Here is an 18,726-nt window from a genome sequence, read left to right on the forward strand (position 1 = left end):
GCCATCGACGACCCATCGCAGAACGACCAGGGAATGAGAAGGCGCCGCAGTGCGCCATGCCCGGACAGTTTTCAGAAGGAAATCGAATCATGTTGACACGACACAGAATGAAGCTTTCGGCCGTTTCGGTCCTCGTTGCAGCCGTGGTTGCCGCGTGCGGCGGTGGTGGAGGAGGGGACAGCGTCGTCTCCATCGTTCCGCCCGCCACGGGCAATCCGCCACCGTCTTCCATGACCAAATGCAGCTGGGATGCCAGTGCCAAGCTTGCCTACGAAGAGCGCCGGCTCGCGACGCCGCTGCCCTACAGCACCGCCTCCGTGGTGGGCATCGACGAGCGGCCGCTGGCCGACCGCATCGTGAAGGACACCGGCTTCGACCAGTTCGCGCCGAACTTCTCGGCCAAGCTGTGCGGCAGCGATGGCCGCACCAGCGTCGCCGGCTATGACGCCGCGGTGACGCTCGTCAAGTCGGAGGGCGCGGCCCTGTGGCGCGCGGCCGTCGACCGGGTGCAGGGGCGTCGCGCCTCGCCCGCGGGCAGCCAGTTGCCCAACAGCGACGACCGGATGCTGTACTGGGCCCGCGTGCAGATGACCAAGGTGCTGCGCCAGTGGGCGCCCGAGTTCGCGCTCTCGGATGCGCAGAAGGCCTCGCTGCAGTGGGAGTTCGAGCGCGCCTCGCGCGGCCAGTACGACATCGAACTGCCCGAAGGCAATGCACCGAGTGGCGGCAAGTACCGCCGCATGATCGTGAGCGGCTTCGATACCTTCACGCTCGGCGCGCTGGGCACGCCCAACACCGGCCTGCGCAACGGCAACCCCTCGGGCGCCACGGCGCTCGAGATGGACGGCCGCGAGATCACGCTCGACGACGGCAGCGTGCTGCACGTGGAGAGCTACGTGCTGCCGGTGAGCTACGACCCGTTCCACGCGGGCATGCAGGAGGACACGCTGGGCCCGTGGTTCAAGGCCGGGCCGAAGCGCGTCGATGCCTCGATCACCATGAGCCAGGGCAGCGCCAACGTCTTCAACCTCGAGCAATGGAACGCCCGCTACCACGGTCCCTCGGCGGGCAACGACGGCATCATCTATTGCCCGGTCGGCAACAGGCTGCCGAAGTACGTGCTGCCGATCGGCACCATCACCGTGCCGAACACCGCGCCGATCTCGATGCCGGGCTCGGGCTGCGACACCAACCCGCAGTCCCGCTGGCTTGGCTACGACGCCATCAGTGCCTGGCTCAAGGAAGCACCGCCGCAGTTCACCACCTCGTCGCTGCCGATCGCCGCGATGGTGACCGGCAAGACGGGCGCCGGCGTTGCGCGTCCGCCGGGTGCCACGAGCGAGGGCACCGACGGCTTCGACGTGACCTGGCACACCAACTACGCGTACTTCGCGGACTGCGACAACGAGGCGGGTACCTCCGTGGCTTCGAACGGCGTGATGAACGCCATGCCCGACCCCTCGCTGGTGAAGGCCCCGCCAGCCACCGCCTGCGCGCAGTCCGGCGGCGGCGGCAACTACCTGTCGAACGAGAGCGCCTACCGCAACACGCTGCTGCGCGATACCTTCAAGCTCGACATCCCGGCGGGCCATATCCACGTGCCGGTGATGACGAACTTCTTCACCGCCGCCACCGGCGGAGTGCCCGACGACAACGCCATGACCGACGCCCGTTTCGAGGCCTACCGCACGGCGATCGTCGCGCAGACGAAGAAGCTGCTGGTGGTGATCGGCAACAACCTCAAGTGACGGGGCACGGCATTCGCTTATCTTCACGAACACACGAAAGCATCACCATGAAACTCAAGCTCACCCTCGCCGCCGCCTCGCTGCTGCTGGCCGGCCTCGCCATGGCGCAGCCCAGCGAGTACTACCTCTGGAAGAACAACAGCACGGGCAAGACCGTCTGCGAGCCCGACATGCCCGCCGACAAGTGGACCAAGCAATCGGGCCCCTACGAGGACCCGAACTGCAAGATCCGCCTGCCGGGCTGAGCTCGACAGAGCCGCGCCGCGCTTCCTGGCGCGGCGCGCGTCGGACCTAGACGCTCCAGCCCGAATCGTTGATGTGCCGCGCGTACACCGCGAGCACGATGCGTTCGGAATGCACCAGGTAGTCGTTGAGCGCCGCGGCGGCGCGGGCGAATTCGCCGGCCTCCGCGAGCTCGAGGATGCTGGTGTTCATCTCGACGTAGGGCGCATGCAGAAACTCGGCGTCGCGCAGCAGGCCGAAGGCCAGCCGCAGTTCGGCCAGCACCGAACCGAAGAGCTGGTTGAGCCGCTCGCTGTCGGCGAGTTCGACCACGGCCATGTGGAAGGCCATGTTCGCCGTGCCCACGCCGAGCCAGTCGCCGCTGTCGCGGCAGCTCTTCGCGGTCTCGACCGCCTCGCGCATCTTCTTCTTCGCGGGATGGCGCGGGTAGGCCTGCGCGAGTGCCTGGCACTCGATCAGGCGGCGCACGCGGTAGATGTCGATGATCGACGCGATGCTCGGGATGACCACGAACACGCCGCGGTTCGGCGCGTGCTTCACGAGGCCGTCCTTGGCGAGCATGCGGAACACCTCGCGCAGCGTGTTGCGCGAGATGCCGAGGCTCTCGCTCAGCGACTGCTCGGACAGGCGTTCGCCGGGCATGAACTCGCCCTGCGTGATCTTCTGCCGCAAGGCTTCGGCCATGCGTTCGCTCAAGGCCTGGGCAGGGGGAGTCAGCGGTTCGGAAGCGGCGGAGGTCATGCGGATGGGGGATTTCAGGGGTGAGGGGTTGTAGCAGATTCCGTTCCTCGCGCCGCAGCGCCCGGTGCATGGAATCAGGGTTTGCCCCTGTGAGTCGGCATGCATATTGCTCAACTGATTGATTGAATTGTTCAACAATCAAATAAACTTCGTTCCAACAAAACGGCCAGATTCGAGTCGATCCCATGTTCTTCATGCGCCTTCCGAAGCCCTCCCTCCCGCGCCCGGCCCGGCGTGCCCTTCTGTCGGGCACCGCAGCGTGAGCGCCGCGCCGGGCCGCCCCAAGCAAGCTCGCACCGCGGTGCGAAGCACGAAGGTATTCCAATGAGCGCGCTGGATCTCAACAGCGACCTGGGCGAGAGCTTCGGCGCCTGGCGCATGGGCGACGACGCGGCGATGCTCGGCATCGTGAGCAGCGCCAACGTGGCCTGCGGCTTCCATGCCGGCGACGCGGCCGGCATCCTCGACACGCTGCGCCATGCCAAGGCCCATGGCGTGGCGGTCGGCGCCCATGTGTCCTATCCCGACCTCGCGGGCTTCGGTCGCCGCGCGATGGCAATGGGCAGCGCCGAGCTCGTGGCCGACGTGATCTACCAGATTGGCGCCCTGCAGGGCCTGGCCCGCGCCGCAGGCACCTCGGTGCGCTACGTCAAGCCGCACGGCGCGCTCTACAACGCCATCGCGCACGACGAGCGGCAGGCGCGCGACGTGATCGCCGCCCTCCGCGCGATCGACGACCGGCTCTGGCTGGTCGGCCTCGCCGGTTCGCCGCTGCTCGGCTGGGCGCGCGCGAGCGGGCTGCGCACCGTCTCCGAGGCCTATGCGGACCGCGCCTACCGCGCCGACGGCACGCTGGTGCCGCGCAGCGAGCCGGGCGCGGTGCTGCACGACGCGCAGGCGGTGGCGCGGCGCATGCTGCGGCTGGCCACGCATGGCGAGGTCGAGGCCATCGACGGCAGCACGCTGCGCCTGCAGGCCGATTCGGTCTGCGTGCATGGCGACAGCCCGGGCGCGGTGGCGATGGCGCGCGAGGTGCGCGCCGCCTTCGAGCATGCGGGCGTCGCGGTGCGGGCCTTCGCGCGCGAGGAAGACGAGCCGGCGGGAGCGCCGCGATGATGCGTTTCCTGCCGGTCAACCTCGACGCGCTGCTGGTCGAGCTCGACGACCTCGCGCAGACGCTCGCGCTGCTGGCCTCGCTGCAGGCCGAGCCGATCGAGGGCATCGAGGAACTGGTGCCGGCCGCGCGCACGATCCTGGTCCGCTTCCGCCCCGGCGCGGTCACGCACGAGGCGCTCGTGCGGCGCATCGGCGAGCGCCGCCTCGACGGCACGGTCGAGCGCGCGGGCCGGCGCATCGAGATCCCGGTCGACTACGACGGCGAGGACCTCGACGAGGTCGCGCGGCACCTGGGCCTCGCGCGCGAGGAGGTGATCCGCCGCCACACCGGCCATGACTACACCGTGGCCTTCACCGGCTTCGCGCCGGGCTTCGCCTACCTGAGCGGCGGCCACCCCAGCCTCGACGTGCCGCGCCGCGCCACGCCGCGCACCCGCATCCCGGCCGGCGCGGTCGCGCTCGCGGGGCGCTTCAGCGGCGTCTATCCGCAGGCCAGCCCCGGCGGCTGGCAGCTCATCGGCGTGACCGCCACGCCGATGTGGGACCTGGGCCGCGCGCAGCCGGCGCTGCTGCAGCCGGGCTACACGGTGCGCTTCGTCGATGTCTCGGGGCAGGCCGTGCCAGCCATCGCACCACCCGTTCCGGCCCCGGCGCCATCGGCCACGCACGCAGGGCCGGCCCTCGAGGTCCATGCCACCGGCCTGCAGGCGCTGTTCCAGGACCTGGGCCGCCACGGGCTCGCGGGCCAGGGCGTCTCGGCCTCGGGCGCGATGGACCGCGGCGCGCTGCGCGCGGCCAACCGCCTCGTGGGCAATGCCAGCGACGCAGCCTGCATCGAGATCGTCGGCGCGGGCTTCCGCTTCAGCTGCCACGGCGATGCGGTGGTGGCCTTCGCGGGTGCCGACGTGCCGCTGCAACTGCGCAGCGCCGGCGGCGCGCGCTGGACGGTGCCCACGCACGAGGCGATCGCGCTGGCCGATGGCGACAGCCTCACGGTCGGCGAACCGCGCGCGGGCCTGCGCAGCTACCTCGCGGTGCGCGGCGGCTTCGAGCTCGCGCCCGTGCTCGGCAGCGCCGCCACCGACACGCTGGCGCACATCGGCCCGCCGCCGATCGCCGCCGGCGATCGTCTCGTGTTGCGGCCGGTGGCGCGCGGCGCCATCGTCGGCCTGCCCGACGCGGCGCCGCCCGCGCTGCCGACGCTGCACGAGGAGGTGGTGCTCGACGTGGTGCTGGGTCCGCGCACCGACTGGTTCACCCCCGAGGCGGTCGCGCTGCTCGCGAGCCAGCGCTGGACCGTCACGCCGCAGTCCAACCGCGTCGGCCTGCGGCTCGCGGGCGAGACACCGCTGGCGCGCCTCGACACCGCCGAGCTGCCCAGCGAGGGCACCGCGCTCGGCGCGATCCAGGTGCCGCCGAGCGGGCAGCCCGTGCTGTTCCTCGCCGACCATCCGCTGACCGGCGGCTACCCGGTGATCGGCGCCGTCGCCACCCACCACCTCGATCGCGCCGGCCAGATCCCGGTCGGCGCGCGCCTGCGTTTCAACCCGGTGCGCGCTTTCGACGCGCACTGCCTCCCCGTTCCTTCCTCCGACACGCCATGAAGAAAGTCCTGATCGCCAACCGCGGCGAGATCGCCGTGCGCATCGCGCACGCCTGCGCCGACTACGGCGTGCGCTCGGTGGCCGTCTATGCCGACGCCGATTTCGATGCGCTGCACACGCGCGTGGCCGACGAGGCCCATGCGCTCGAGGGCACGCGCCCGGCCGACACCTACCTGGCCATCGACAAGCTGCTGGCCGCGGCCGCGCGCAGCGGCGCCGACGCGGTGCATCCGGGCTACGGCTTCCTCTCGGAGAGCGCGGCCTTCGCGCGCGCCGTGATCGAGGCCGGCCTGTGCTGGATCGGCCCGCCGCCGTCGGCCATCGAGGCACTGGGCGACAAGGTGCAGGCGCGCCGCATCGCGCTCGAGGTCGGCGCGCCGCTGGTGGCCGGCACGCCGGCGCCGGTGCGCGACGCGCAGGAGGTGCTGGCCTTCGCCGAGGCGCACGGCCTGCCGATCGCGATCAAGGCGGCCTTCGGCGGCGGCGGCCGCGGCCTCAAGGTCGCGTGGCGGCTCGACGAGGTGGCCGAGCTCTACGAATCGGCGGTGCGCGAGGCCGTCACCGCCTTCGGCCGCGGCGAGTGCTTCGTCGAGCAGTTCCTCGACCGGCCGCGCCATGTCGAGGCGCAGGTGATCGCCGACACGCACGGCCGCGTCGTGGTGCTCGGCACGCGCGACTGCTCGCTGCAGCGGCGCAACCAGAAGCTGGTGGAGGAAGCGCCCGCGCCCTTCCTCAGCGAGGCGCAGCGCGAGCGCATCCATCGCGCCGCGCACGACATCTGCGCGCGCGCCGGCTATGTCGGCGCCGGCACGGTCGAGTTCCTGCTCGGGCCCACGGGCGCGATCTCCTTTCTCGAGGTCAACACGCGGCTGCAGGTCGAGCATCCGGTGACCGAGGAAACCACCGGCATCGACCTCGTGGTCGAGCAGCTGCGCATCGCCGACGGGCTGCCGCTGTCGATCGCCGAGACACCCACGCCGCGTGGCCATGCCTTCGAGTTCCGCATCAATGCCGAGGACCCGGGCCGCGGCTTCCTGCCCACGCCCGGACCGGTGCGCCTGTTCGAGCCGCCGTCGGGGCCCGGCGTGCGCGTCGACACCGGCGTGGTCTCGGGCTCGAGCGTGCCGGGCAGCTTCGATTCGCTGATGGCCAAGCTGGTCGTCACCGGCGCCACGCGCGCCCAGGCGATGGCGCGCGCGCGCCGCGCGCTGCGCGAGTTCCGCATCGAGGGCGTGGCCTCGGTGCTGCCGTTCCACCGCGCCGTGGTCGAGGCGCCCGACTTCGTGGCCGAGGACGGCTTCAAGGTCCACACGCGCTGGATCGAGACCGACTTCGCGCAGCCGCTGGCCGCGGCCGTGCGCGCCGAGCCCGTGCGCGATGCCGCGCTGCTGCGCACGGCGGTGGAGATCGATGGCCGCCGCGTGACGCTGGGCCTGCCGCCGGCGCTGCTGCGCGGCATCGGCGATGGGCCCGCCGCGCCGTCGTCGTCGCCATCGTCGTTGTCTTCGCCCGAGGAGGCCTCCGACCCCGCCGCCGTGGCCGCGCCCATCACCGGCACGCTTCAGGCGTGGACCGTGGAGGAGGGCGCGCTGGTCGCGCAGGGCGACCCGATCGCGGTGATGGAGGCGATGAAGATGGAGGTGCAGGTCGTGGCCCATCGCGCGGGCCGGCTCGCGCGGCTGGCCGCGGGCGCGGCGCCGGTGGTGGCGGGCACGACCATCGCGCGCATCGGCTGAGCGTTCAGGGGCGGACCATCTTGCAGTCGGTGCCCTGCGCCAGTTCGTTGCCGCTGTAGACCGCGTCGGTGCGGAAGCCGTAGTTCGTGCCTTCCCAGCCCAGCTTCACGGCCTTGCCGTCGACCGGCGCGATGGTGTTGACCACCTGCGGCAGCAGCAGCTGGTGGTCCTCGCCGCGCATGCGCACGGGGCCGACCACCGAGTCGTAGCTCAGGTCCTCGAGCGCGCGCGCCACCTTCACGGTGTCGGTGCTCGCGGCCTTCTCGATCGCGGCCGCGAGCAGGCGCGGCGTCATGTCGATGCGCGGCGCGAGGAAGTCCTTGCCGGTCTTGGCCTTGTAGGCCTTGGCCAGCGCATCGACCTTCGGCGTGCCGGCCTGGCCCGGATGCCATTCGGCGACCCAGGTCAGCTGGCCCAGCTTCGCCTGCGACACCGCCGTGACCGTGCCCGGCACCGAGCCCGCGCTGTGGTTGAAGTAGCGCAGGTCGTAGCCGGCATCACCCGCGGCCTTGAGCAGCAGCGTCATGTCCTGGCCCCAGTTGCCGGTGATGACCGAGTCGGCGCCGCTCTGCTTGATGTTGGCGATGTAGGGCGAGAAGTCCTTGACCCGGCCGATCGGATGCAGCGCCTCGCCGACGAACTGGATGTCGGGCCGCGCCAGGCCCACGAGCTGGCGTCCGTAGCTGGCCCACTGCTTGCCGTGCGCATAGTCCTGGTTCAGCAGATAGACCTTCTTCACCTCGGGCGTCTTCTTGATGTAGTTGGCCAGCGCCTTCATCTTCATCGCCGTGTTGGCCTCGGTCTGGAAGTGCCAGAAGCTGCAGGCCTTGCCGGTCATCTCGGGATCGATCGACGAGTGGTTGAGCACCAGCAGCTCCTTGCCCGGGTTGCGCTGGTTCCAGCGCGCCACCGCCTGCACCAGCGCCGTCACCACCGAGGAGCCCGAGCCGCCGGTCACGATGGCCTTGGCGCCCTGGTCGATCGCGGCCTGCAGCGCGCTCTGGCTCTCCTGCGCCGAGAGCTTGCTGTCGAACTGCAGCAGCTGCAGCTTCGTGCCGCCGAGCACGCCGCCCTTGGCGTTGATCTCCTCGATCGCGTACTGCGTGTGCATCAGCATCAGCTCGCCGACGTTGGCGAAGGGGCCCGAGAGCGGATCGATGTAGGCGAGCTTGTAGGTCTGCTGGGCCTGCGCGGCGCCGGCGGCACCGGTGGCGATCAGGCAGGCGAGCGCGATCCGCGCCAGGGGCGCCGGGTGGAACTTCATGGTGTGTCTCCTGGGATGGGTGGTCAGTGGCCGGTGCGCAGCCCGATCACGCGGCTCGCGAGCTTCGTGAGCTCGGCCACCACTTCGTCGGGCGAGAGCCGTCCGCCCGGGCGGTACCAGCTGTAGAGGAAGCCCGGCAGGCTGCAGGCCGCGAGCGCGGTGATCTTGGTCTCGTCGAAATCGAGGTCGCCGTCGCGCCGCGCCTGTTCGAGCAGCGGGCACAGCAGGTCGTAGAAGTGGTGCGCGAGCTTCTTCTGCGCGGCCAGGTATTCGGGTCGGTAGACCTGCGGCTCGCGGTAGGGGAAGAAGGCGGCCGGATGGTGCGCGACGGTGGCGCGGATCAGCCGTTCGATGCCCTCGAGCACCTTCTCGCTCGCGCGGCGCGGATCGTCGGCCGCGAAGTCGAGCGCGGTGAAGCAGTCGACCGCGGGGCGCCAGGAGATGGTCTCGAAGATCTCCTGCTTGTCGCGGAAGTAGTAGTAGACGAAGGGCTTCGTGACACCGAGCGCGCGCACGATCTGCGCCATGGTGGTGTTGGCGTAGCCCTGCGCCGCGAACAGCTGCGTGGCGGCCTGCAGGATGCGCTCGCGCTGCAGGTCGGTGCCCTGCGTGGCGGCGCGCTGGCGGCCGGTGCCCTGCGGCAGGTCGGGGCGCGCCGTGAGGGCCGTGGCCTCTGTCGCATGCGCCTCATGCATGTCCTGCATGCCTGGCACGCGGGGAGGATCGTCCTGCTCCGCGCGCGCCTTGCGCCCAGAGGGTTTGTGCCGTGTCGCGGAAGTTATACCCATGGGTAGGATTGTTCGTGCACCATCCGGCGATGGCAAGCGCCCGCCAGGCGCGAGCGGCTATCGATAACCCTGAGAAAGTGACGCCATGGAGACAACCGACGAACCCTTGCTGCGCGCGCTCCCGCCGCGCGCGCAACAACCGCTGCACGACTACCTGCGCGCCCATGCGCGCGAGCGCGGCGAGCATCCGGCCTGCCACTGGTACGGCCATGCGATGAGCTGGCGCGAACTGGACCGCGCGAGCGACGCCTTCGCCGCGCGGCTGCAGGCCCTGGGCGTGCGCAAGGGCGAGCCGGTGGTGCTGTTCCTCAACAACTGCCCGCAGTACCTGGTGGCGCACTTCGGCATCCAGAAGATCGGCGCCATCGTCTGCCCCAGCGGCCCGCTCAACAAGGAGCACGAGCTCGCCTACCAGGTCAACGACCTGAAGGCGCGCGTGATCGTCGCGGCCGCGCCGCTGCTGCCGGTGGTCGAGAAGGTGAAGCCCGGGAGCGCGCTCGAACACGTGTTCGTCGTGCACTACGCCGACCTCTTGCCCAAGACGCCCGAGACGCCCGCGCTCGACCTGCCGGCCGAACTCGTGGCCGAGCGCAACGCCGCACGCACGGTGCCCGCGGGCTGCGAGGACTTCCTTGCCGTCATGAACGCCGATGCGAAGCCGCGGCCGGTGGCGATCGCCATGGACGACGTCGCGCTGATGACCTACACCTCGGGCACCACCGGCCTGCCCAAGGGCGCGATGCTCAGCTACGGCAACGCGCTGTTCAAGACCCGCGCCGCGGCCGACTGCAACGGCGTCGGGCCCGACGACGTGCTGCTGTCGATCGCGCCGCTGTATCACATCGCCGGCATGCTGATGGGCGTCAACGTGCCGGTGCTCACGGGCGCGGCCTCGGTGCTGCTGCACCGCTTCGATCCGCGCGCGGCGCTGCAGGCCATCGCGCGCCACGAGGTGAGCTGGTGGTACAGCATCGCGCCGATGAACGTGGCCTGCATGCAGCTGCCCGACATCGCGGGCTTCGACCTCGCGAGCCTGCGCATGAACCCGGTCACCAGCTTCGGCATCGCCTTCACCGAGCCGCTGGCCGCGCAGTGGCGTTCGCATGCGCCGAACTGCACCTCCTTCGAGGCCGCCTACGGCTTGAGCGAAACCCACACCTGCGACACCTACACGCCGCGCCATGCGCCGCGCTGGGGCACGCAGGGCGTGGCGGTGCCGGGGGTGACGATCCGCATCGTCGACACCGACACGCAGGCCGACATGCCCACCGGCGAGGTCGGCGAGATCGTGCTGACCAGCCCGGGCTCCTTCAAGGGCTACTGGAACAAGCCCGAGGCCACGGCCGCCACGCTGCGCGACGGCTGGGTGCACACCGGCGACATGGGCAAGCTCGATGCCGATGGCTACCTGACCTTCATCGGCCGCTTCAAGGAGATGATCAAGGTCTCGGGCTACAGCGTGTTCCCCGAGGAGGTCGAGACCATCCTGATCAAGCATCCGGCGGTGGCGCAGGCCGCGGTGATCGCGCAGCCCGATCCCGAGAAGGGCGAGGTGGTCAAGGCCTTCGTGGTGCGCAGGCCCGGCGCCGGGATCGCGGCCGAGGCGCTGATCGCCTGGTCGCGCGAGAACATGGCGAGCTACAAGGCGCCGCGCTTCGTGAGCTTCATCGATGCATTGCCCACCACCGGCGCCGGCAAGGTGCTGCGCCGGCTGCTCAAAGACAAGAACTGAAAGACCCCGCGTGTTTTCCAAAGTCCTGATTGCCAACCGCGGCGAGATCGCCGTGCGCCTGGTGCGCGCCCTGCGCGACCTCGGCATCGCCAGCGTGGCCGTGCATGCGCGCGACGACGCCTCGGCCCTCCACGTGCAGCTGGCCGACGTGGCGCTCGCGCTCGACGCGACCGGGCCCGCGGCCTACCTCGACATCGGCGCGCTGATCGCGGCCGCGAAGGCGCAGGGTTGCGACGCGGTGCATCCGGGCTACGGCTTCCTCAGCGAGCGCGCCGACTTCGCGCAGGCCTGCGCCGATGCGGGCCTGGTCTTCATCGGGCCCACGCCCGAGCAGCTCGCGCTGTTCGGCGACAAGGCGCGCGCGCGCGAACTGGCCACGCGCTGCGAGGTGCCCGTGATGCCCGGCAGCGCGGGCGCGGTGACGCTCGCGCAGGCGCAGGCCTTCTTCGCCGAGCAGCAGGCGCAGGGCGCGGGCGTGATGGTCAAGGCCATCGGCGGCGGCGGCGGGCGCGGCATGCGCGCGGTGCACGAGGCGGGCGAACTGGCCGAGGCGCATGCGCGCTGCATGTCGGAAGCGCGCGCGGCCTTCGGCATCGAGGGCGTGTACGTCGAGCGGCTGATGCGCGATGCGCGCCACATCGAGGTGCAGGTGCTCGGCGACGGCCGGGCCGTGGCCAGCCTCGGCGAGCGCGAGTGCACGCTGCAGCGGCGCTTCCAGAAGCTGGTGGAGATCGCGCCCAGCCCCTCGCTGCCCGAGGCGCTGCGCGCGCAACTCACGCAGGCCGCGCTGCGCATGGCGCGGGCCGTGGACTATCGCGGGCTCGGCACCTTCGAGTTCCTGGTCGACGCGGCCTCGGCCACGCTGCCCTATGTCTTCATCGAGGCCAATCCGCGGCTGCAGGTCGAGCACACGGTGACCGAGGCCGTGACCGGGCTCGACCTGGTGCAGCTGCAGATCGCGGTGGCGGCCGGCGAATCGCTGGCCGAGCTCGGCATCGAGGCCGAGCGCACCGCGGCGCAGCGCGGCTTCGCGCTGCAGTGGCGCATCAATGCCGAGACCCTCGATGCGCAGGGCCAGGCGCGGCCCTCGGGCGGCACGCTGGCGCGCTTCGAGCTGCCCGCCGGGCCCGGCGTGCGCGTCGACACGCATGGCTATGCGGGCCTGGCGCCCTCGCCGCACTACGACACGCTGCTGGCCAAGCTGATCGTGCATGCGCCCTCGGCGCGCTTCGTCGATGCGCTGCGCCGCTCGCTGCGCGCGCTCGACGAGTGCCGCATCGAGGGCATCGCCACCAACCTGCCGCTGCTGCGCGCGATCGCCGCGCGGCCCGAGTTCGCGACGCAGGCGGTGCACACGCGCTTCGTCGAGGCGCACCTGGGCGATCTGCTGGCGGCCGCAACGGCGTTCGAAAAACGCGCGAAGGAGATCGTGCCGGTCGTCGCGCGGGCCGCAGCCCCCGCGATCGATGAAGCCGACGATGGCCTCACGGTCAAGGCCCCGATGCCCGCGAAGCTGGTGCAGTTCGAGGTCGCGGTCGGCGACGTGCTGCCCGCGGGCGCGCAGCTCGGCGTGCTCGAGGCCATGAAGATGGAACACCTGCTGCACGCGCCCACTGCGGGCCGCGTGGTGGCACTGCTGGCCGCGCCCGGCGACTACCTGGTCGAGGGCCAGTCGCTGCTGCGGCTGGAGGCGGTCGACGCGCAGGCCGTGGACACCGAGGCGCGCGCCGCGCACGACCTCGACGCGATCCGGCCCGACCTGAAGAAGGTCATCGACCGCCATGCGTTCACGCTCGACGAGAACCGCCGGGCGGCCGTCGACAAGCGCCATGCGCAGGGCGGGCGCACCGCGCGCGAGAACATCGCCGACCTCTGCGACAGCGCGTCCGATCCCGGCAATTTCATCGAGTACGGCGCGCTCGCCATCGCGGCCCAGACGCGCCGCCGCACGCTCGAGGACCTGGTCGCCAACACGCCGGCCGACGGCATGGTGACCGGCATCGGCAGCATCAACGCGAGGCAGTTCGGCTCCGAGAAGTCGCGCTGCGCCGTGCTGGCCTACGACTACACGGTGCTGGCCGGCACGCAGGGCATGCGCAACCACCACAAGACCGATCGGCTGCTGGCGGTGGCGCACCAGCTGCGGCTGCCGGTGGTGCTGTTCGCCGAGGGCGGCGGCGGCCGGCCCGGCGACACCGACATGCCGATCGTCGCGGGCCTCAACAACCACACCTTCAGCCAGTTCGCCGCGCTCTCGGGCAAGGTGCCGGTGGTCGGCATCGTGCATGGCCGCTGCTTCGCGGGCAATGCGGCCTTGCTGGGCTGCGCCGACGTGATCATCGCGACGAAGGGCAGCAACATCGGCATGAGCGGCCCCGCGATGATCGAGGGCGGCGGCCTCGGCACCTTCGCGCCCGAGCAGATCGGGCCGAGCAGCGTGCAGTCGCGCAACGGCGTGATCGACATCCTGGTGGAGGACGAGGCCGCGGCCGTGGCAGCCGCGAAGCAGTACCTGTCGTACTTCCAGGGTCCGGTCGCCGACTGGCAGTGCGCCGACCCGCGCGCCTTGCGCCACGTGGTGCCCGAGAACCGGCTGCGCGTGTACGACGTGCGCGCCGCGATGCGCGGCGTGGCCGACACCGGCTCGCTGCTCGAGCTGCGCGCGGGCTTCGGCGCGGGCATCGTGACCGCGCTCGCGCGCATCGAGGGCAAGCCCGTGGGCCTGATGGCCAACAACCCGCACCACCTGGGCGGCGCGATCGACGTGGAGGCGGCCGACAAGTCGGCGCGCTTCATGCAGCTGTGCAATGCGCACGGCCTGCCGATCGTCTCGCTGTGCGACACGCCGGGCTTCATGGTCGGCCCCGAGATCGAGGCGCAGGCGCAGGTGCGCCATGTCTGCCGCATGTTCATGGTGGCCTCGCACCTGCGCGTGCCCTTCTTCGCGGTGGTGCTGCGCAAGGGCTACGGCCTGGGCGCGCAGGCGATGACGGCCGGCGGCTTCGACGCGCCGGTGTTCACCGTGGCCTGGCCCACGGGCGAGTTCGGCGCGATGGGACTCGAGGGCGCGGTGCGGCTGGGCTTCCGCAAGGAGCTCGCCGCGGCGGCCGAAGGGGCCGAGCGCGATGCGCTGTTCAAGCAGCTGGTGGCGCAGCAGTACGAGAACGGCGAGGCGATCCACATGGCGCAGACGCTGGAGATCGACGCCGTGATCGATCCCGCGCGGACGCGCGACTGGCTGGTGCGCGGGCTGGCCTCGGCCACGCGTCCCCACGAGGCGCCGGCGCCCTACGTAGACACCTGGTAACCAGGCGGCAGACCCTGCCGCGCGAAGTGACACGGTGGCTCCGTACACTTTGGCGCTTTTGCGCGAGGGGCATGACGCTGGTTTCATATCGATTCGCCGGGATCGGCGCCAGGCTGGCGACGGGCATGCTGTGCCTGGCGCTGTTCGCCGCCGTCGCGCACGCCGCGACCCCCTCGGGTGCGCCCGCTGCCCCGATCGCCGGTGAGCACTGGGTCGGCAGCTGGGCCGCCGCGCCGCTGGATTTCCGCCAGCTCTCGCCGCTGGGCACGCCGCCGCCGGTGGCGCCCGAGGACCGCGCCTTCCCCGGCCTCACGCTGCGCCAGCAGCTGCAGCCCAGCGTGGGCGGCACGCGTCTGCGCGTGCGCTTCTCCAACCGCTTCGGCACCGCGCCGCTGGCCGTGGGCGCCGCGAGCGTGGCGCGCGGCACGGGTGGCGGCGCGATCTCGCCGGCCTCGCTGCAGCCCTTGCGCTTCGACGGCCGCCCGGGCATCACGATCGCGCCGGGCGCCGATGCCTGGAGCGACGGCATCGACTTCGCGGTCGAGGCCGGCCAGACGCTGGTGGTCAGCAGCTACTTCGAGCGTTCCACGCCGCTGTCGACGGTGCACCTGCAGCCGAGCAACGCGACCTGGATGTCGAACGGCAACGCGGTGTCGGCGCCGCGCCTGCCCGATGCGCAGCGGGTGCCGGTCAATGCCTTCGTGACGGGCGTGGACGTCTGGGCCGCGCGCGCGATCCGCACGGTGGTGGCCTTCGGCGATTCGATCACCGCGGGCGGGCTCGACGGCGACGGCGGTGGCAATTCGTACCCGCAGCAACTGGCCACGCTGCTGCGCAAGAGCCCGGGCCCGGGCGCCGCGCGCGAGGTGGCGGTGCTCAACGTCGGCATCGGCGGCAACCGGCTGCTCTACGGCGGCGCGGGGCAGAGCGGCCTCGCGCGCTTCGGCGCCGACGTGCTGGGCCAGAGCGGCGTCACGCACGTGATCGTGTTGATGGGCACCAACGACATCGGCCGCACCGCCTTCATCGGCGCGCCCGGGCAGGTGGTGCCGGCGAGCGAGATCCCCACGCCCGAGCAGTTGCAGGCCGGGCTGCAGCAGCTGGTGCGGCAGGCGCGCGAGAAGGGCCTGAAGGTGCTGCTGGGCACGATCCCGCCGTTCGGCGGCTCGTCGTACTGGAACGAGCACACCGAGGCGCTGCGCGGCGCGGTCAACCGCTGGATCCGCGGCCGGCAGGACGTGGACGCGGTGGTCGATTTCGACGCCGCGGTGCGCAACCCGGCGCAGCCGCTGGCACTGCTGCCGGCCTACGACAGCGGCGACCACCTGCATCCCAATGCCGCGGGCCTCGCGGCGATGGCTGGCGCGGTCGATCTGCAGGAATTGCGGGAATAGGCCTACGCGCGTCGGCCGCCGCCTGCAGGCGGCGTGCCGGGCGCCGCGACACAGCTCTACACAAGATTTCGCGTGGCGCTTACAGGCGCTTCACAAGGCACCGGCAGCATGAAGGCTCCTCCAACAACTCATGGAGCCTTGCCATGAAAAGACTCGCAGCCATCGCTTTTTCCGTCGCCGCCACCTCGCTGTTCTCGGTGGGCGCGCTCACGCTGCCGACGGCCGCCCAGGCGCAGCCGGTGGTCATGATCCAGGTGCCGCCTCCGCCGCCGCGCTACGAGCGGGTGCCGCCGCCGCGCCGCGGCTATGTCTGGGCACCGGGCCACTACGAGTGGCGCGGCGGCCGCCATGTCTGGACCAACGGCGTCTGGGTGCGGGCCCGCCCGGGCTATGCCTACCGCGCGCCCGAATGGCGCCAGGAAGGCGGCCGCTGGGCCTACAGCGCCGGCCGCTGGGACCGCGACGGCGACGGCGTGCCCAACCGCTACGACCGCCGCCCGAACAACCCGAACCGCAACTGACGCGGCCGGCATGAAAAAGCCCCCGGGGCGACCTGCAAAGGCCGCCCCGGGGGCTTTGTTCTTTCCGGCCGACGCTCGCTCAGCGGAACACGACGGTGCGGTGCCCGTTGAGCAGCACGCGGTGCTCGCTGTGCCACTTCACCGCGCGCGCCAGCACCTGGCTCTCGGTGTCGCGGCCGCGGGCCGTGAGGTCCTCGACGGTGTCGGTGTGGTCGGCGCGCGCCACGTCCTGCTCGATGATCGGGCCTTCGTCGAGGTCGGCCGTCACGTAGTGGGCGGTGGCGCCGATCAGCTTCACGCCGCGGTCGTGCGCCTGGTAGTAGGGCTTGGCGCCCTTGAAGCTGGGCAGGAACGAGTGGTGGATGTTGATCGCGCGGCCGGCCAGGCTCTGGCACAGGCCGTTGCTGAGGATCTGCATGTAGCGCGCCAGCACCACGAGCTCGGCGCCCTCGGCCTCGATGATCTCGAGCTGTTTCGCCTCGGCCTGCGCCTTGGTCGCGGCCGTCACCGGGATGTGGTGGAAGGGCACGTTGTAGCTGGCCGCCAGCTGGTAGAAGTCGCGGTGGTTCGAGACGATCGCGCGCACGTCGATGGCCAGCAGGCCGCTCTTCCAGCGGAACAGCAGGTCGTTGAGGCAGTGGCCTTCCTTGCTGACCAGGATCACGGTCTTCATCGGCTGGGCGGCGGCCTGCAATTGCAAGGTCATGCCGAAGCCCTGGGCGAAGGCGGCGAGCTGCTCGCGCAGCGCGGCCTCGCCGTGCTCGGCGCAGGCGAAGCGCACGCGCATGAAGAACAGGCCCGTGTCGTGGTCGTTGTACTGGGCGGCCTCTTCGATGTTGCCGCCGCGCTCCAGCAGGAAGCCCGAGACGGCATGCACGATGCCCGTACGGTCGGGGCAGGAGAGGGTGAGGATGTAGGCAGGGGTGGTGGTCATGGTCAGGGGCGTGATTGTCGCAGGGGTGCCAGAATGCCGTTCTCCCCGTCCGCCACGTCCCTTTTCCCGGGGGCGCCGGCCGTTCGGCGGCGGGACCTTCCACATTCCGACGAGACACACAGGAGCACGCGCATGGCCTACCAGGACTTCAACATGGACAACCAGTGGTTGCCCTTCACCCCGAACCGCCATTTCAAGAAGGACCCGCGGGTCTTCGTGGCGGCCGACGGGATGGAGTTCACCACCCACGACGGCCGCAAGGTGATCGACGGCATCTCGTCGCTGTGGTGCGTGGGCGCGGGCCACAACCGCAAGCCGATCAACGAGGCGATCAAGCAGCAGCTCGACACGCTCGACTACGCCACCGCCTTCCAGATCAGCAACGACAAGGCCTTCCGCGCGGCCGAGATGATCGCCGCGCTGGCCCCCGGCGACCTCAACAAGGTGCTGTTCTGCAACTCCGGCAGCGAGGCCGCCGACACCTCGATGAAGGTGGCGCTGGCCTACCACCGCGCGCGCGGCGAGGGCCACCGCAACGTCTTCATCGGCCGCGAGCGCGGCTACCACGGCGTGGGCTTCGGCGGCATGTCGGTGGGCGGCATCCCGGGCAACCGCAAGGTGTTCGGCTCGGCCTTCCTGCCGCGCGTGGACCACATGCGCTTCATCCACGACCCGGTCAACAACGCCTACATCCACAACCAGGAACCGGTGTGGGCCGAGGACCCGCTGGTCGAGCTCGAGACCCGCATCCTGCCGCTGCACGACCCGAGCAACGTGGCCGCGATCATCGTCGAGCCGGTGGCCGGCTCGGCCGGCTGGTACCTGCCGCCGCAGGGCTACCTCAAGCGCCTGCGCGAGATCTGCGACAAGCACGGCATCCTGCTGATCTTCGACGAGGTCATCACGGGCTTCGGCCGCATGGGGACCAACTTCGCGTCGGACTACTTCGGCGTGGTGCCCGACATGCTGAACTTCGCCAAGTGCGTGACCAACGGCGTGATCCCGCTGGGCGGCGTGATCTGCCGCGACAAGCTCTACGACGCGATGATGAAGACCGACGCGCCCGAGCACGTGGTCGAGTTCTTCCACGGCTACACCTACTCGGGCCACCCGGTGGCCTGCGCGGCGGCGATCGCCACGCTCGAGCTGTTCGAGAAGGAAAGCCTGTTCCCGCGCGCCGGCGAGATGGGCAAGCTGCTGGGCGACGCCTTCCACAGCACCTTCAAGGGCCTGCCCAACGTGATCGGCATCCGCAGCCTCGGCCTGGCCGCGGCGGTCGAGCTGGCGCCGATCGCGGGCGCGCCCGGCAAGCGGGCCTACGACATCTTCCTCGACTGCTTCCACAAGGGCGCGCTGGTGCGCCCCGCGGGCGACGTGCTGGTGATCGCGCCGCCGTACATCGTCGAGAAGTCGCACATCGACACGCTGGTGAACACGCTGGCGGACGCGATCAAGGCGCACGCCTGATCACAGGTCCCGCCGCGGCCCGCAACGGGCCGCGGACGCGCCCCCGCCACGGGGGCGCGAGCCCCGATCGGACCGCTGTGCGGCGCACAGGATCGGGGCGGCCGCACTGTCCGGCCATCCAGTAATCACCG

The 18,726-nt window shown here is 71.1% G+C and carries 14 protein-coding genes; 10 read left to right on the forward strand and 4 right to left on the reverse strand.

The annotated features are described in order from the left end of the window. Positions 1-230 precede the first annotated feature (230 nt). Together AC07RV_RS42280 and AC07RV_RS42285 are read left to right on the forward strand one after the other, a co-directional pair. Complete coding sequence (locus tag AC07RV_RS42280) at positions 231-1,748, forward strand: PA0049 C-terminal domain-containing protein (protein WP_296780344.1); 1,518 nt, start codon at positions 231-233, stop codon at positions 1,746-1,748. A 47-nt stretch (positions 1,749-1,795) separates the two neighbouring features. After that, positions 1,796-1,993 (forward strand): hypothetical protein, encoded by a 198-nt coding sequence (locus tag AC07RV_RS42285; protein WP_057594440.1) that lies wholly within the window; start codon positions 1,796-1,798, stop codon positions 1,991-1,993. Between the two features lie 46 nt (positions 1,994-2,039). Here the strand turns inward: AC07RV_RS42285 and AC07RV_RS42290 are convergent, their stop codons facing one another. Continuing rightward, entirely contained in the window at positions 2,040-2,732 is a 693-nt protein-coding gene (locus AC07RV_RS42290; RefSeq protein WP_296780342.1) for a GntR family transcriptional regulator, read from the reverse strand. A 324-nt stretch (positions 2,733-3,056) separates the two neighbouring features. On the opposite strand from AC07RV_RS42290, the gene AC07RV_RS42295 reads away from it, so the two are divergent. The 3 genes from AC07RV_RS42295 to AC07RV_RS42305 are packed head-to-tail and all read left to right on the forward strand — an operon-like array spanning position 3,057 to position 7,188. Continuing rightward, a complete protein-coding gene (locus tag AC07RV_RS42295; RefSeq protein ID WP_296780339.1) occupies positions 3,057-3,848 on the forward strand; it encodes a LamB/YcsF family protein in 792 nt (263 codons plus the stop codon). Then, positions 3,848-5,452, forward strand: coding sequence for a 5-oxoprolinase subunit B/C family protein (locus AC07RV_RS42300; protein WP_296780350.1), 1,605 nt, complete (start codon positions 3,848-3,850; stop codon positions 5,450-5,452). Before AC07RV_RS42295 ends, AC07RV_RS42300 begins: the two co-directional genes overlap by 1 nt. Further along, the gene (locus AC07RV_RS42305; protein ID WP_296780337.1) at positions 5,449-7,188 is read left to right on the forward strand and encodes an acetyl/propionyl/methylcrotonyl-CoA carboxylase subunit alpha; all 1,740 of its coding nucleotides are present in this window, start codon (positions 5,449-5,451) and stop codon (positions 7,186-7,188) included. Before AC07RV_RS42300 ends, AC07RV_RS42305 begins: the two co-directional genes overlap by 4 nt. A gap of 4 nt (positions 7,189-7,192) precedes the next feature. Here AC07RV_RS42305 and AC07RV_RS42310 read toward each other — a convergent pair whose 3' ends face one another. Further along, entirely contained in the window at positions 7,193-8,452 is a 1,260-nt protein-coding gene (locus AC07RV_RS42310; RefSeq protein ID WP_296780334.1) for a branched-chain amino acid ABC transporter substrate-binding protein, read from the reverse strand. A 23-nt stretch (positions 8,453-8,475) separates the two neighbouring features. Continuing rightward, positions 8,476-9,147, reverse strand: a complete 672-nt coding sequence (locus tag AC07RV_RS42315; protein ID WP_444814358.1) for a TetR/AcrR family transcriptional regulator — start codon at positions 9,145-9,147, stop codon at positions 8,476-8,478. Between the two features lie 178 nt (positions 9,148-9,325). Between AC07RV_RS42315 and AC07RV_RS42320 the strand changes: the two genes are divergently transcribed. The 4 genes from AC07RV_RS42320 (at position 9,326) to AC07RV_RS42335 (ending at position 16,194) form a co-directional block, all read left to right on the forward strand. Continuing rightward, positions 9,326-10,972 (forward strand): AMP-binding protein, encoded by a 1,647-nt coding sequence (locus AC07RV_RS42320; protein WP_296780329.1) that lies wholly within the window; start codon positions 9,326-9,328, stop codon positions 10,970-10,972. A 10-nt stretch (positions 10,973-10,982) separates the two neighbouring features. Then, complete coding sequence (locus AC07RV_RS42325; protein WP_296780327.1) at positions 10,983-14,279, forward strand: carboxyl transferase domain-containing protein; 3,297 nt, start codon at positions 10,983-10,985, stop codon at positions 14,277-14,279. Positions 14,280-14,350: 71 nt separating this feature from the next. Further along, positions 14,351-15,673 carry a GDSL-type esterase/lipase family protein gene (locus tag AC07RV_RS42330; RefSeq protein WP_296780324.1) on the forward strand — a complete coding sequence of 441 codons (1,323 nt, stop codon included), beginning with the start codon at positions 14,351-14,353 and terminating at the stop codon, positions 15,671-15,673. Between the two features lie 143 nt (positions 15,674-15,816). After that, positions 15,817-16,194 (forward strand): YXWGXW repeat-containing protein, encoded by a 378-nt coding sequence (locus tag AC07RV_RS42335; protein ID WP_208513612.1) that lies wholly within the window; start codon positions 15,817-15,819, stop codon positions 16,192-16,194. A 79-nt stretch (positions 16,195-16,273) separates the two neighbouring features. Here the strand turns inward: AC07RV_RS42335 and purU are convergent, their stop codons facing one another. After that, a complete protein-coding gene (purU, locus tag AC07RV_RS42340; protein WP_057594448.1) occupies positions 16,274-17,128 on the reverse strand; it encodes a formyltetrahydrofolate deformylase in 855 nt (284 codons plus the stop codon). 132 nt (positions 17,129-17,260) lie between these two features. On the opposite strand from purU, the gene aptA reads away from it, so the two are divergent. Continuing rightward, positions 17,261-18,595 (forward strand): omega-aminotransferase AptA, encoded by a 1,335-nt coding sequence (gene aptA, locus AC07RV_RS42345; RefSeq protein WP_296780320.1) that lies wholly within the window; start codon positions 17,261-17,263, stop codon positions 18,593-18,595. The last annotated feature ends 131 nt before the right edge of the window (positions 18,596-18,726 follow it).

Source organism: Variovorax sp. GW821-FHT09B01 (genome assembly GCF_059418345.1).

Excerpts from the sequence above, each read along its gene's own strand:
- AC07RV_RS42320 (WP_296780329.1), top strand. The coding sequence starts at position 9,326 with ATGGAGACAACCGACGAACCCTTGCTGCGCGCGCTCCCGCCGCGCGCG.
- AC07RV_RS42290 (WP_296780342.1), bottom strand. The coding sequence starts at position 2,732 with ATGACCTCCGCCGCTTCCGAACCGCTGACTCCCCCTGCCCAGGCCTTG.
- AC07RV_RS42305 (WP_296780337.1), top strand. The coding sequence starts at position 5,449 with ATGAAGAAAGTCCTGATCGCCAACCGCGGCGAGATCGCCGTGCGCATC.
- AC07RV_RS42335 (WP_208513612.1), top strand. The coding sequence starts at position 15,817 with ATGAAAAGACTCGCAGCCATCGCTTTTTCCGTCGCCGCCACCTCGCTG.
- AC07RV_RS42315 (WP_444814358.1), bottom strand. The coding sequence starts at position 9,147 with ATGCATGAGGCGCATGCGACAGAGGCCACGGCCCTCACGGCGCGCCCC.
- purU (WP_057594448.1), bottom strand. The coding sequence starts at position 17,128 with ATGACCACCACCCCTGCCTACATCCTCACCCTCTCCTGCCCCGACCGT.
- AC07RV_RS42285 (WP_057594440.1), top strand. The coding sequence starts at position 1,796 with ATGAAACTCAAGCTCACCCTCGCCGCCGCCTCGCTGCTGCTGGCCGGC.
- AC07RV_RS42280 (WP_296780344.1), top strand. The coding sequence starts at position 231 with ATGACCAAATGCAGCTGGGATGCCAGTGCCAAGCTTGCCTACGAAGAG.
- AC07RV_RS42300 (WP_296780350.1), top strand. The coding sequence starts at position 3,848 with ATGCGTTTCCTGCCGGTCAACCTCGACGCGCTGCTGGTCGAGCTCGAC.
- AC07RV_RS42295 (WP_296780339.1), top strand. The coding sequence starts at position 3,057 with ATGAGCGCGCTGGATCTCAACAGCGACCTGGGCGAGAGCTTCGGCGCC.
- AC07RV_RS42330 (WP_296780324.1), top strand. The coding sequence starts at position 14,351 with ATGACGCTGGTTTCATATCGATTCGCCGGGATCGGCGCCAGGCTGGCG.
- AC07RV_RS42310 (WP_296780334.1), bottom strand. The coding sequence starts at position 8,452 with ATGAAGTTCCACCCGGCGCCCCTGGCGCGGATCGCGCTCGCCTGCCTG.
- aptA (WP_296780320.1), top strand. The coding sequence starts at position 17,261 with ATGGCCTACCAGGACTTCAACATGGACAACCAGTGGTTGCCCTTCACC.